This is a genomic window from Parachryseolinea silvisoli (assembly GCF_021190955.1).
Taxonomy (GTDB): domain Bacteria; phylum Bacteroidota; class Bacteroidia; order Cytophagales; family Cyclobacteriaceae; genus Ohtaekwangia; species Ohtaekwangia silvisoli.
Genome location: NZ_JAIOAO010000002.1, coordinates 572,277 through 585,105, shown reverse-complemented (window position 1 = coordinate 585,105; position 12,829 = coordinate 572,277). Strand labels below are relative to the sequence as shown.

Sequence of the window (12,829 nt, the reverse complement as noted above, 5' to 3'; positions counted from 1 at the left end):
GTGAATGACCTGCTGGGTCAGAAATTTAAATAGACGTCAACATGCGAATCGCTGTTCATGGGAAGGAGTTTAATCGTCAGTCAGCGCCTTTTATTGCCCGTATTTTTGAGATCCTTCAGCAGCAGAAAGTTGAGATCTGGGTTTCGGCCAGGTTCGGTTCGTATCTAAAGACAGCGGCTTTTAAGAAGATAAAGATCAAGAAGACATTCAATCCCGACGACTCGCTGAAGGGCGTGGATGTGTTTATCAGTGTAGGGGGCGATGGCACACTTCTTGAAGCCGTTACACATATTGCGAAGCAGAAGATTCCTGTACTGGGGATTAATACGGGGCGGCTAGGGTTTCTGGCGACCATCAGCAAGGAGGAGACGGAACAGGCTTTACTGCAGGTTTGCCAGGGTGCTTATACCACCGAAAAGCGTTCCATGCTGAAGCTCGACACCAACTCAGACGCCTTTGGCAAGCAGAATTTCGCATTAAATGATTTTACGCTGGTGAAAAAGGACACGTCGTCGATGATCACAATTCACACCTACATCGACGGTGAGTTCCTGAACACGTACTGGGCTGACGGCATTATTGTGTCGACTCCCACGGGTTCTACAGGCTATTCCCTGAGCTGCGGGGGGCCTTTGATTTTTCCCAGATCTGGAAATTTTGTTATCACTCCGGTAAGTCCACATAATTTGACGGTGCGGCCGATCGTAGTTCCCGACACGGCGGAGATCACGTTTCGTGTGGAGGGGCGGAGTAAAAAATTTCTGGTTTCATTGGATTCGCGGGTGGCGTCGGTAGATGCTTCGGCAGTTATGAAGGTATCGAAATCGGATTATGTTGTGCATTTGGTTCAATTGGAAGGGCAACATTACTTCCGTACCCTCCGCCATAAGTTGAACTGGGGCCTGGACATCCGTAATTGAAATTTTAGTAATTTTGTAATTCTCTGATCTATAGAAGCTTATTTTTACCAACATGAGGAAGCTAATCTTTGCCGTACTCGCTTTTGTTCTTCTGGCTGCGAATGCAGAAGAGGCCGTCGCCCAAATGAACAGAAGGTCCATCAAACGCAACAACAAACGTATGATGACCTACCGCGGTCGGAAATCTTCCTTCGAGAAGACCAAGTCGTACAACATGGTGTCGGTATCGCTCAATGGGCTGAACTACTATGGAGACCTGGCGCCGGCGCCGAGCCGTTTCAGTACCGACATTAGCTTTACGCGCCCGGGTATTGGTATTGCATTTGGCCACCGCTTCGGTCCGCGTTACACGATGACGGCTTCGTTCATGTATGGTACGCTGAGAGGTTCGGACTTTGACTCAGCCGATCCTGGAGATGCCGAAAACGGCGTGTTTCGCTTCCAGCGTAACCTGTCGTTCCGCAATCGCATAAAAGAACTATCGCTCGTTGCCAGCATCGACCTTTTCCCGAACAATGATACGTATATCAGCCGCGTGCGCTGGACTCCTTACCTGTTTGCCGGCGTGGCGGTCTTTCACCACAACCCGCAAGCTAAAGCACCTGATACAGACATCGACGGCAATCCATTGGCCGAAGCCGGTGAGTGGGTAGACTTGCAACCGCTCGGTACAGAAGGCCAATATGCTACTCTGGCTGATTCGGCGGTGAACTACGGCATAAAACCTTATAAAAGAATTCAGATCGCTATACCAATGGGCGTTGGTGCGCGTTTTAGACTCAACCAGCTCATGGATCTTTCCGTGGAGTTCGGGTTCCGCTACCTGTTTACGGACTACATCGACGATGTAAGCCAGAACTACGTGGATTTGGGCGTGTTCGGTAACAACGAGCTGGCCAAGGTGATGTCGTATCGCTCCAGCGAGCTCTTCACGCCGGGGAACCTGCCGAATCCGCCGTATGTCAGTCCGGTCGACGGGCGCACGTACCTGGTGTTGGACGGCTACGGCCGTGAGAATCCGGAGAACCTCCGCGGAAACAAGAGCGACAAGGATATTTACATGGTGACGACGGTTAAACTTACTTATATACTAGGCAAAACATTTCACAGGGCTAAATTCAGATGATCCGTTATACGTTGACAAGGCTGTCTTTTGGTTTTATAATCTTTCTGTTGTCATGGGATTGGGCGCACGCACAGCGCTCGGAAGTGGGGTTCGGCATTGGCACGTTTAATTATACGGGAGACCTCGTACACAATTATAATTTTAAATATTCGCGTCCGGCGGCAACGGTCTTTTACCGTTCCAACCTTAGCAACGTGGTGAGCTTTCGCACCAGCCTGACTGCCGGCCAGCTCAGCGCCTCTGAAAAACCGCTCGATGCTTTTGCCCAGCAGCGCGATGCTTCGTTCGACATCTTTTTGATGGAAGTGTCGACGGTGTTGGAATATCATTTTCTCGACTGGCGCGACTCCAAGCGCTTTGTGCGGTTGAACCCTTATCTGTTTGGCGGCGTGGGACTGTTCGGTATTTCGGGCAATGCTGAAAAGACCGAAGAATACAGCAACGTGCAAGTGTCCATACCGTTTGGGCTGGGCGTAAAATATGTGTACAACCCCAAGTGGTATTTCGGCCTGGAGCTTGGCGTGCGCAAGACCTTCTTTGATAACCTCGACAATATTTCGGGTGGCGACCTTCGTTACAAGAACTATCAATACGGCAACCCGAACGACAACGATACCTTCTACTACCTGGGAATTAGCCTGACACGGACTTTTTACGAAATTCCCTGCCCCAGAAGCCCTTATAAATAGTCCTTCTGTCGCTTTTCTTTTAACCCATACGGCTTTTTACTACTTTTGACCTCTTGTGGCTTCTCTAAAGGAACATATAGATTTAAATAATCTTCCCCAGCACCTTGCTATCATCATGGATGGCAATGGCCGATGGGCTAAAAAGAAGGGTGCTATGCGCATTTTCGGGCATCGCAACGCCATTCAGGCTGTAAAAGATGTGACGGAAGGTTGTGCTGAGCTTGGGGTAAAATACCTGACGCTGTACGCTTTTTCGACCGAGAACTGGACGCGTCCAAAGGCCGAGGTAGATGGGTTGATGGAGCTATTGGTTAGCACCATCAAGGGCGAGATTAAAACCTTAATGGACAACAAGGTTCGGCTGACGACGATCGGTGAGACGTCGCAACTGCCCCCGGACTGTCAGAACAATCTGGCCTGGGCGATGAACCAGACCAAAAATAATACAGGGCTTACCCTGATCCTGGCGTTGAGCTATGGGGGCCGCCGGGAGATTATAAATGCAGTGAAGCAGCTGGCGGCGGAGGTCAAGAGCGGGAAATTGGCGCCGGAGGAAATAAATGAGCGGGTTCTTGAGAACTATTTGCAGACTTCTGGCATCCCAGACCCAGAGCTGTTGATCCGCACCAGTGGTGAAATGCGCGTGAGCAATTTCCTACTGTGGCAGATTGCTTACACCGAGCTTTTTATCACACCCACACTTTGGCCCGATTTCCGCAGGGAGCACCTGTATGAGGCCATTTGGTCGTATCAGCAGCGCGAACGAAGATTTGGAAAAACTAGCGAACAATTGAATCCCGTAAGTTGATGAAGAAAGTTTTATTCCTGATGATCCTTTTGGGTTTCACAGTTGATACATGGGCTCAATTCAGACGAAATCGCGAACGTTCCGGGGCTGGCGCTGAAAATAACCTGAACTACGCCAACCCGGCGGAGTATGCCATTGCAGGCATTGAAGTGACCGGCTTGAACATATTGGACAAAAACGCCATGGTGTCGCTGACGGGTCTGAAGGTGGGCGATAAGATCAAGATTCCGGGCGATGCAATCACGACGGCCATTCGCAGTCTGTGGAAACACGGTCTGGTGGGCGATGTTACTATCAAGGTAGATCGTATTGAAGGCGAAAACGTGTACCTCAATATTGTGCTTGCCGAGCGGCCCCGCCTGACCAGTTTTTACTTTACTGGTATTTCCAAGTCACAGGAGAGTGGTCTGAAAGAAGACCTGACACTTATACGCGGTAAGATTGTAAACGACGCCATGGTGCGTAACACCGAACTGGCGGTTAAGAAATATTTTGTCAAAAAAGGCTTCCTCAATACCGAGGTAAAGATCACCCAGGATGCCGACACGTTGCGTGACGGGATCATTATGCGGATCGCGGTTAATCCAAAGTCGAAAGTAAAGATTAATCACATTGCGTTTACGGGTAACGAAAACATTGACGACGCCAAGCTGAAGAAGAAAATGAAGGGCACGCATGAGCGTCCCCGTTTTGCGTTGCACCGTACGCTGCTGAAAGAGATCGCCGGCATCAGGCCGAAAGAGTTTATGGACTCCAGTTACAAAGTGAGCTGGAAAGAAGCGAAGGAGTTTCTGAATGACAACGTTAAACTGAATATTTTCAGCAGCTCGAAGTTCATCCAGAGCGACTACGAAGACGACAAGAAGGCGGTCGTTGCCTATTTCAATACAAAAGGCTACCGCGATGCGGAGATCGTCACCGACACCGTCTATGCACACGACGGTCGCACGATCGACATCGACCTGCATATATATGAAGGCCCGAAGTACTACTTCCGCAATATCATCTGGACCGGTAACTATATCTATACCGACAAGCAGCTCGGCGCGGTCCTTGGCATCAGCAAGGGTGATGTTTATAATAATGAGATGATCCAGAAGAAGCTTCAGTTCAACCCGAAGGGGATGGACATTAGCGGTCTGTACATGGACGACGGTTATCTGTTCTTTCGGATCAACCCGGTGGAGGTAGCGGTAGAGGGTGACTCGATCGACGTGGAGATGCGCATCTTCGAGGGTGAGCAGGCTACAATCAATGAAGTGACGATCGCCGGTAACGAGCGTACCAGTGACCACGTAATCCGTCGTGAGCTAAGCACTATTCCCGGTCAGAAATTCAGACGTTCGGATATCATCCGTACGCAGCAGAAGCTGGGTCAACTGGGCTACTTTGCGCCTGACAAGATCGGCCAGAACCTGGTACCGAATCCGGCGAACGGAACGGTGGACGTTCAGTGGACTGTCGAAGAACAATCAAACGACCAGGTGGAGCTTTCCGGTGGTTGGGGTGGTTATTACGGCTTCGTGGGTACGCTGGGTCTGACCTTCAACAACTTCTCGTTGCGTAATATACCGCACTTTGAACACTGGCGTCCATTGCCGGTGGGTGATGGTCAGCGTCTGTCGCTGCGTGCGCAGGCAAACGGCCGTTCTTTCCAAAGCTACAGCTTCTCGTTTACCGAGCCCTGGCTGGGCGGCCGCAAGCCGCACTCGCTGTCGGTCAGCTTTAACAGCTCATTCCAGCGTTACCCGTATGGTATCACGACCAGCGACAACGATTCGCGTCTGCAAGTACATAGCGTGACGGTGGGTTTGGGCCGTTTGCTGGAGTGGCCTGACAATTACTTTACGTTGACAAACTCGGTATCATACCTGCGTTATATTCTGCAGAACTGGAACTCCGGTCTGGGATATACGGACGGTGTGTCCAACAGCTTTACGTTCAATACGACGCTGGCGCGTAACAGCATCGACAATCCGATGTACCCGGCGCAAGGTTCAACTATTTCGTTGAGCGTAACGCTCACGCCGCCATTCTCGCTGTGGCGCGACATCAATTACTCGACGGCCGAGCCGGCTGTGAAATATCAATGGATTGAATATCACAAGTGGATGTTCGATGCGAAGTACTACCTGCCACTGGACAACAAGAAAAAATTGGTGCTGGAGGCGAAGGCACACTTTGGCTTCATTGGCAAATACACGGACAAGGCGGGTATTGGACCGTTCGAGCGGTTCTACCTCGGTGGCGACGGTCTGGCGGGTGGTTTCAATTCGTTCCTGTTAGGTCAGGAAGTGATCGGTCTGCGCGGCTACCAGAACAACTCCATTACGCCTCCGTACTACGACCAAAGCCTGAACAGTGGCCAGGGTGTGCTGGCGGGGGGTATTGTATACGACAAACTTGGTCTTGAATTGCGCTATCCCGTAACGACGGGTAATGCCGCCACGATTTATGGTTTTGTCTTCACAGAAGCGGGTAATAACTGGAACAATTACGATGATTTTAATCCGTTTAACCTGTATAAATCTGCCGGGTTTGGTGCCCGGATCTTTATGCCGGCATTTGGGTTGATTGGCTTGAACTGGGGATATGGTTTCGATCCAGTGCCGTTAAATGGAAGAGGGCCTGTCAGCGGGTCGCAATTCCACTTTACTATCGGTCAGCAACTCAGATAATTATGCGGGTCTATATTATTACGATATTTTTTCTCATTTTCGGCCTGAATTTTGTCAACGCTCAGAGGTTCGGATACATTGACACGAACTACATTCTGGAGAAAATGCCTGATTATAAAAAGGCTCAGGATGAGATCAGCCAGTTATCCGTTGCCTGGGAAAAGGAGATCGCCGACATGGACAAAAAGATTCAGGCCATGTACAGCGCCCTCCAGGCGGAACAAGTGTTGTTGACGGATGCCATGCGGAAAGAGCGGACGGATGAAATTCACAAAAAAGAAGTTGAGCTAAAGGACTACCAGAAGAAGGTGTTTGGATTTGGCGGCTTGTTCTTCCTGAAAAAACAGGAGTTGACGAAGCCGATCCAGGACAAGGTGTGGGATGCGGTGGACAAAGTCGCCAAGCAAAAAAATCTGCATATTGTCTTTGACAAGGCAGGTGAGCTGACGATGATCTACACCGATCCGCGGTATGACTATACCGACTTCGTATTGGATGAGCTTGGGTTGGGTGACCCGAATGATGAGATTAAAAACTAAAAATTGAATACCGTAATGAGAAAACTCGTTTTACTTGTGGTGCTGGGAATGACAGCTGCTGTCGCTCATGCACAGGCTCCTGTGAAGGTCGGCTATGCAGATGTAGACTACATATTTGCCCAGATGCCGGAGTCCAAGCAGGTCGATGCCGAACTGAAGTCGCTACAGACACAGCTCAAAAATCAAAGTGATACCAAGGTACAGGAGTTTCAAAAGAAACTAGCCGACTACCAAGCCAATATCAATACCATGCTGGAGCCTGTGCGTGTAAACACAGAGCGCGAACTGCAACAGCTGCAACAAAACATTGAGAAGTTCCAGCAGGATGCTCAAACTACTATTCAAAACAAACAGACCCAGCTGATGGATCCTATTTACAAGAAAGTAGGTAAGAACATCGAAGAAACTGCAAAGGAGAACGGATTTTCGTTCATTCTGAACCAGCAGATCGGCGGCCTGGACGTGATCCTGTATGGTGACGAAAAGATGGATATCTCTGATCTGGTGTTGAAGAAAATGGGTGTAACGCCGAAGCCGGCGACTACTACTGCACCTGCTACAACAACACCTGCACCGAAGAAATAATATTTGCGTCTGAGCGCAAAAAGAAAGAGCCTCTCATAAACATGAGAGGCTCTTTCTTTTTTATTGGCACACTGCGAGGTTGCTGCCCCGCATTGTCCTATTATGAGACTTTATTGTTTCGAACGCGTGTTTTGAACTTATCGAGCTGCATGCGCAGAGCGTCTGCGGCTAATCCGGCAGCGGCTTCAAACGATTTTGCCTTTTCTGTGGCAAAGAGCATATTACCGGGTACACGCAGCTTGATCTCTACTGTTTTGTTCTCAGCACCTTCATTATTCAGTCGGAGAAACACCTCACCATCCACCAGGCGATCATAAAATGTATCGAGCTTGTCGAGCTTTTTCTGGATGAAGTTGATCAGCTTGCGATCAGCGTCGAAATGGATGGAATGAACTTGTAACTTCATAATTGTTGAAATTTAAAGTGAACAATAGAATTATGCCGGTTTTTGGAAAGTCCGGGGCTTTCGGTAAGTAATTATGCTGTCATGCGTGGTTGGTTATAGTCATACTGAGTAGAGTATAATGATGGTGGGATGCAGCCTCACGCCTTGGGATGCGCCAGGTCGAATGCCTTCTTAAGCTTCTCGATTGAATTGTGAGTATATACCTGTGTTGCTGCGAGGCTGCTGTGGCCGAGCAGATCTTTTACGGCGTTTATTTCCGCTCCTTTGTTTAACAGATGGGTGGCATATGTGTGACGCAGTACGTGCGGACTTTTTCGTTCGGCCGAAGAGATTTGCAAGTGTGTCTTCACAATGCGATAGACCATCATTGGGTAACAGGGCTCGCCAGCATCTGTAACGAGCAACAGGCCGTGTCCCCTATTTTCAACTTCCCGGTTTCTCACGTTCTTATAGTCTTCTATTATTGAAACGAGGTTCAGCGAAAATGGGATGATTCTTTCCTTGTTTCTTTTTCCCAGGACTTTTACAGTCCTGTTTATCAGGTCAATTTGATTTTCACGCAGGTTGAGTAGTTCGGACAAACGCATACCTGTACCGTAGAAAAGTTCAAGGATAAGCTTTGTGCGCTGACCGTCGAGTGTATCGTCAAATACCTTGTTGTCGAGCACGCGCACCATGTCGGCTTCTTTCACAAATGATGGGATACGTTTGGGTGTCTTCAGTGGCTTGATCTTGACGGTCGGATCTTTTTTGATGACCTCGCGGCGCATGAGGAATTTGTAGAATGAGCGGAGACACGCAATTTTGCGGTTGACGGAAGTCGCGCCAAGGCCATCTTCTACCAGCTGGACGATCCAGTAGCGAAGCTCATTGTAGTCTGCATTTTCGGGGGCAGTACCGGGAAAGGTTGTTTCGAGAAATCCTAAGAATTGAGTGAGGTCGCTTTCATACGCCAGGATGGTGTTAGCACTGAGCCTTTTCTCGGATTGAAGATATGTAAGAAAGGATTGTACCATGCTGCCCTCACCAAGTCTCGCTACTTGCCGGTGTAGAAGCAATGTAAAAAAAATAATCCCCATAAGCACGTGCCTACGGGGAATGTTTATGCAATGGGGATACTTTGTGGACAACTAATTATCCACAGAATCCCGGTAAAAGCTCTAGAAGCGGAATTAACCGTTAGTTTCCAGCAGTCGTTGCTGTTCTCTGTAAGCGGCGCGGATGATTTGATTGCGGCGACGAACAGAGGGTTTCTCAAAAGATGTGCGGGCACGCAGTTCTTTCAAAACGCCTGTTTTCTCAAATTTCTTTTTGAAACGCTTCAGTGCCTTGTCGATTGACTCGTTTTCTTTTACGTTGATAATAAGCATATTCCTTATTTAGGGCTGCAAATATAGGTGAAACACACTGACTATCCAAACGTTACTTCAAAAGTGCCCGCGAAATGACCAGTTTTTGAATTTCCGACGTCCCTTCGCCGATGGTGCATAGCTTGGCGTCGCGGTAGAATTTCTCCACTGGGAAGTCCTTGATGTAGCCGTACCCGCCGAAGATCTGTACGGCGTCGTTGGCTACCTCTACCGCAATTTCAGAGGAATATAGCTTGGCCATGGCCGATTCCTTGGTCACTGGCTTGTGGTTGTTCTTCAAGTCGCCGGCGCGGAAAGTGAGCAAACGTGCTGCTTCTACCTTTGTGGCCATGTCGGCCAATTTAAAGGAAATGCCCTGGAAGCTGGAGATGGGCTGATCGAACTGTTTGCGTTCCTGCGAATATTTCAGCGCCGCTTTAAATGCGCCCGTGGCAATACCGACACCCAACGCAGCAATGGAAATGCGACCGCCGTCGAGAATCTTGAGCGACTGCACAAAGCCATCGCCCTCCTGCCCCAGCAACTGGGATTTGTGGATACGGCAGTCTGTGAAGATCAGCTCGGCTGTTTCAGAGGCGCGCATGCCCAGTTTGTTTTCTTTTTTCCCGGATGTAAAGCCGGGTGTACCCTTTTCTATTATGAAGGCACTCATGCCGTGTGCGTCACCTACGGCACCGGTACGCACAATCACTACAGCAACATTGCCGGAGCGACCGTGTGTAATAAAGTTTTTGGCGCCGTTCAAGATATAATAGTCGCCGTCGCGCACGGCTGTCGTGCGCATGTTGCCGGCGTCGGAGCCTGTGTTGGGCTCGGTCAGGCCCCATGCGCCGATCCACTCGCCCGAGGCGAGCAGGGGCAGGTATTTGCGTTTTTGCTCTTCGTTGCCGAATTGTAAGATGTGGTTTGTGCACAAGGAATTGTGCGCCGCCAGTGACAGGCCGATCGAGCCGTCTATGCTGGCGATCTCAATAATGGCAGTGATATATTCCGTATAGCCCAGTCCGGCTCCGCCGTATTCTTCCGGCACGAGTACGCCCATGAGGCCGAGAGCGCCCATTTTACGAAATACGTCGATGGGAAACTCCTGGCTTTCGTCCCAGGTCATGATGTGAGGTACGATCTCACGTTGGGCAAAGTCGCGTGCCATCTGCGCGATCATCTTTTGATTTTCAGATTCGCTAAAATCTAACAACCGATGGTTCTCTGTAAGCACATCCATAACTAATGTCGTTTTTGAGGGTTAAGAGGACTAAGGTAAGAAGAAGGAGGGAATTAGCAAACGAATGTTAGGTTGTAAAAGTAAGGTACAAAGATTTGCGGTGCGGGAAAGTCGTATTAAATGCCTAAATCCGTCTAAAAGTTCTATTTTCGCAGATTGTAAAACCCATAATCAATGAAAATAGCTGTAGTTGGCACCGGTTACGTTGGTCTCGTAACCGGAACTTGTTTTGCTGAAACCGGGAACACGGTGACGTGTGTAGACATCGACAAAGAGAAGGTTAAAAAGCTTCAGAATGGTACCATTACCATTTATGAGCCGGGCCTGGAACAACTCTTTGAGAGAAACATTAAACAGGAAAGATTGTCTTTCACCACCAATTTGGCGGAAGGCATTAAAGATGCAAAGATCATTTTCCTGGCGCTTCCTACGCCTCCGGGCGAGGATGGTTCTGCTGACCTGAAGTATATTCTGAAGGTAGCAGATGATTTAGGGCCGTTGCTGTCCGATTATACTGTGATTGTCGACAAGAGCACAGTGCCTGTTGGTACGGCCGACAAGGTGCACGCGAAGATCGCGGCCCATGCAAAGGTTGATTTCGACGTGGTATCAAACCCTGAGTTCTTGCGTGAAGGTGTCGCGGTAGAAGACTTTATGAAGCCCGACCGCGTCGTGATCGGTACGACGTCGCCTCGCGCGCGTAAGATCATGGAGACACTGTATGCACCGTATGTACGTCAAGGCAACCCGATCATCTTTATGGATGAGCGTTCGGCCGAGCTGACAAAGTATGCTGCAAATGCTTTCCTGGCGACGAAGATTACGTTCATGAACGAGATTGCCAATGTGTGCGAGCTTGTGGGTGCAGACGTTGACGCCGTGCGCAAAGGTGTTGGTACCGATAGCCGTATTGGTAAGCGTTTCCTCTTCCCGGGCATTGGTTACGGTGGTAGCTGTTTCCCGAAAGATGTGCAGGCACTTGCCAAGTCGGCGCAGGATGCGCAGTATGACTTCCGTATTTTGCGTTCGGTGATGGATGTGAACGAAGATCAAAAGACTCGCCTCATCGCACGTGTAAAAGAGCATTTTAAAGGCAATCTGAAAGGCAAGAGCATTGCGTTCTGGGGTCTGTCTTTCAAGCCGCACACCGATGATATCCGCGAGGCGCCGGCACTGTACAACATCGAAGCATTGCTTCAAGAAGGTGTAACGATTCGTGCGCACGATCCGGAAGCGATCGAAAACGTGAGACGTATTATGGGCGATAAGATTCAATACTTTGAGACGCCTTATGACGCTGCTGAAGGCGCCGACGCGATCTTCATTTCGACTGAGTGGCCCGAGTTCCGTACACCGGACTTCGAGAAGCTCAATACTATTTTAAAAGGTAAAGTCATTTTTGACGGCCGTAACCTGTACGACCTCGATTTGATGAAAGATCAAGGCTATGCATATTTCAGTATCGGAAGGGAGGTCATCAATGGCAAATAAGGGACGTGTACTCGTTACCGGCGGCGCTGGATTTTTAGGATCACACTTGTGCGACCGCTTTATTAAAGAAGGCTATAGCGTTGTGGCCATGGACAACCTGATCACGGGTGACCTGCGCAACATCGAGCATCTTTTCAAGCACGAGAATTTTGAGTTCTATAATCACGACGTGTCTACGTTCGTGCACGTGCCTGGCGACCTGCAATATATTCTTCACTTTGCCTCGCCGGCCAGCCCGATCGATTATTTAAAGATACCCATTCAGACGCTGAAGGTAGGCTCTCTGGGGATCCACAATCTGCTGGGCCTTGCCCGTGCGAAGAAGGCTCGGATCCTGATCGCGTCTACATCGGAAGTATACGGTGACCCGTTGGTTCACCCGCAGGTGGAAGAGTACTATGGTAACGTAAACCCCATTGGTCCACGCGGCGTGTACGACGAGGCGAAGCGTTTCCAGGAGGCTATTACGATGGCGTACCATACGTATCACAAAGTGGATACACGCATTGTGCGTATTTTCAATACCTACGGTCCACGCATGCGCCTGAATGACGGTCGTGTATTGCCCGCATTCATTGGCCAGGCACTCCGTGGTGAGGACCTGACCGTATTTGGTGACGGTAGCCAGACGCGTTCGTTCTGCTATGTAGACGACCAGGTAGAGGGGATTTATCGCCTGCTTATGTCTGACTATAACTTGCCGGTGAATATCGGCAACCCGGACGAGATCACCATCGGCATGTTTGCCGAAGAGATCGTGAAGCTGACGGGTACGAAGCAGAAGGTTATATACAAACCGCTGCCGCAAGACGATCCGAAGCAGCGCCAGCCGAACACCACCAAAGCCCGAGAGATTTTGGGCTGGGAGGCGAAGGTTTCGCGTGCCGAGGGTCTTAAGATCACGTACGAGTACTTCAAGTCACTTCCGCAGGAAGTGCTGTACCAGCGCGATCACAAGAATTTCGAAAAATATATTCGATAGTATTCCTGGCGAT

Annotated in this window: 13 protein-coding genes; 9 read left to right on the top strand and 4 right to left on the bottom strand. The window is 49.6% G+C overall.

Going from position 1 to position 12,829, the window contains the following annotated elements; translation table 11 throughout:
• Positions 1-41: 41 nt before the first annotated feature.
• From K7P01_RS12255 to K7P01_RS12225, 7 genes are all read left to right on the top strand, one after another.
• Positions 42-920, top strand: coding sequence for an NAD kinase (locus K7P01_RS12255; protein ID WP_267293325.1), 879 nt, complete (start codon positions 42-44; stop codon positions 918-920).
• Between the two features lie 52 nt (positions 921-972).
• Positions 973-2,046, top strand: coding sequence for a DUF6089 family protein (locus tag K7P01_RS12250; protein WP_267293323.1), 1,074 nt, complete (start codon positions 973-975; stop codon positions 2,044-2,046).
• On the top strand, positions 2,043-2,735 hold the full coding sequence (porG, locus tag K7P01_RS12245) for a type IX secretion system protein PorG (protein ID WP_267293321.1): 693 nt from the start codon (positions 2,043-2,045) through the stop codon (positions 2,733-2,735). Before K7P01_RS12250 ends, porG begins: the two co-directional genes overlap by 4 nt.
• 115 nt (positions 2,736-2,850) lie before the next feature.
• Positions 2,851-3,543, top strand: coding sequence for an isoprenyl transferase (locus K7P01_RS12240; protein WP_397311106.1), 693 nt, complete (start codon positions 2,851-2,853; stop codon positions 3,541-3,543).
• Complete coding sequence (locus K7P01_RS12235) at positions 3,543-6,221, top strand: BamA/OMP85 family outer membrane protein (RefSeq protein WP_267293317.1); 2,679 nt, start codon at positions 3,543-3,545, stop codon at positions 6,219-6,221. The genes K7P01_RS12240 and K7P01_RS12235 overlap by 1 nt, the downstream gene beginning before the upstream one ends.
• Before the next feature lie 2 nt (positions 6,222-6,223).
• Positions 6,224-6,760: an OmpH family outer membrane protein gene (locus tag K7P01_RS12230; RefSeq protein ID WP_254082491.1), complete on the top strand. Its 537-nt coding sequence runs from the start codon at positions 6,224-6,226 to the stop codon at positions 6,758-6,760.
• A gap of 15 nt (positions 6,761-6,775) precedes the next feature.
• Positions 6,776-7,345 carry an OmpH family outer membrane protein gene (locus tag K7P01_RS12225; RefSeq protein ID WP_254082490.1) on the top strand — a complete coding sequence of 190 codons (570 nt, stop codon included), beginning with the start codon at positions 6,776-6,778 and terminating at the stop codon, positions 7,343-7,345.
• A gap of 100 nt (positions 7,346-7,445) precedes the next feature.
• Here K7P01_RS12225 and hpf read toward each other — a convergent pair whose 3' ends face one another.
• The 4 genes from hpf to K7P01_RS12205 form a co-directional block, all read right to left on the bottom strand.
• Positions 7,446-7,751, bottom strand: coding sequence for a ribosome hibernation-promoting factor, HPF/YfiA family (hpf, locus tag K7P01_RS12220; RefSeq protein ID WP_254082489.1), 306 nt, complete (start codon positions 7,749-7,751; stop codon positions 7,446-7,448).
• Between the two features lie 137 nt (positions 7,752-7,888).
• Positions 7,889-8,767: a tyrosine-type recombinase/integrase gene (locus tag K7P01_RS12215; RefSeq protein WP_267293313.1), complete on the bottom strand. Its 879-nt coding sequence runs from the start codon at positions 8,765-8,767 to the stop codon at positions 7,889-7,891.
• A gap of 156 nt (positions 8,768-8,923) precedes the next feature.
• Positions 8,924-9,121: a 30S ribosomal protein S21 gene (rpsU, locus tag K7P01_RS12210; protein WP_254082487.1), complete on the bottom strand. Its 198-nt coding sequence runs from the start codon at positions 9,119-9,121 to the stop codon at positions 8,924-8,926.
• A 52-nt stretch (positions 9,122-9,173) separates the two neighbouring features.
• Positions 9,174-10,343 (bottom strand): acyl-CoA dehydrogenase family protein, encoded by a 1,170-nt coding sequence (locus K7P01_RS12205; protein ID WP_267293309.1) that lies wholly within the window; start codon positions 10,341-10,343, stop codon positions 9,174-9,176.
• Positions 10,344-10,517: 174 nt separating this feature from the next.
• Between K7P01_RS12205 and K7P01_RS12200 the strand changes: the two genes are divergently transcribed.
• Together K7P01_RS12200 and K7P01_RS12195 are read left to right on the top strand one after the other, a co-directional pair.
• Positions 10,518-11,834, top strand: coding sequence for a UDP-glucose dehydrogenase family protein (locus tag K7P01_RS12200; protein WP_267293307.1), 1,317 nt, complete (start codon positions 10,518-10,520; stop codon positions 11,832-11,834).
• Positions 11,824-12,816 carry a UDP-glucuronic acid decarboxylase family protein gene (locus K7P01_RS12195; protein WP_267293305.1) on the top strand — a complete coding sequence of 331 codons (993 nt, stop codon included), beginning with the start codon at positions 11,824-11,826 and terminating at the stop codon, positions 12,814-12,816. The genes K7P01_RS12200 and K7P01_RS12195 overlap by 11 nt, the downstream gene beginning before the upstream one ends.
• Positions 12,817-12,829: the final 13 nt, after the last annotated feature.

What these genes read in the sequence shown, in the direction of transcription:
- K7P01_RS12255 (WP_267293325.1), top strand. Translation starts at nt 42, where the DNA reads ATGCGAATCGCTGTTCATGGGAAGGAGTTTAATCGTCAGTCAGCGCCT.
- K7P01_RS12250 (WP_267293323.1), top strand. Translation starts at nt 973, where the DNA reads ATGAGGAAGCTAATCTTTGCCGTACTCGCTTTTGTTCTTCTGGCTGCG.
- porG (WP_267293321.1), top strand. Translation starts at nt 2,043, where the DNA reads ATGATCCGTTATACGTTGACAAGGCTGTCTTTTGGTTTTATAATCTTT.
- K7P01_RS12240 (WP_397311106.1), top strand. Translation starts at nt 2,851, where the DNA reads ATGGATGGCAATGGCCGATGGGCTAAAAAGAAGGGTGCTATGCGCATT.
- K7P01_RS12235 (WP_267293317.1), top strand. Translation starts at nt 3,543, where the DNA reads ATGAAGAAAGTTTTATTCCTGATGATCCTTTTGGGTTTCACAGTTGAT.
- K7P01_RS12230 (WP_254082491.1), top strand. Translation starts at nt 6,224, where the DNA reads ATGCGGGTCTATATTATTACGATATTTTTTCTCATTTTCGGCCTGAAT.
- K7P01_RS12225 (WP_254082490.1), top strand. Translation starts at nt 6,776, where the DNA reads ATGAGAAAACTCGTTTTACTTGTGGTGCTGGGAATGACAGCTGCTGTC.
- hpf (WP_254082489.1), bottom strand. Translation starts at nt 7,751, where the DNA reads ATGAAGTTACAAGTTCATTCCATCCATTTCGACGCTGATCGCAAGCTG.
- K7P01_RS12215 (WP_267293313.1), bottom strand. Translation starts at nt 8,767, where the DNA reads ATGGTACAATCCTTTCTTACATATCTTCAATCCGAGAAAAGGCTCAGT.
- rpsU (WP_254082487.1), bottom strand. Translation starts at nt 9,121, where the DNA reads ATGCTTATTATCAACGTAAAAGAAAACGAGTCAATCGACAAGGCACTG.
- K7P01_RS12205 (WP_267293309.1), bottom strand. Translation starts at nt 10,343, where the DNA reads ATGGATGTGCTTACAGAGAACCATCGGTTGTTAGATTTTAGCGAATCT.
- K7P01_RS12200 (WP_267293307.1), top strand. Translation starts at nt 10,518, where the DNA reads ATGAAAATAGCTGTAGTTGGCACCGGTTACGTTGGTCTCGTAACCGGA.
- K7P01_RS12195 (WP_267293305.1), top strand. Translation starts at nt 11,824, where the DNA reads ATGGCAAATAAGGGACGTGTACTCGTTACCGGCGGCGCTGGATTTTTA.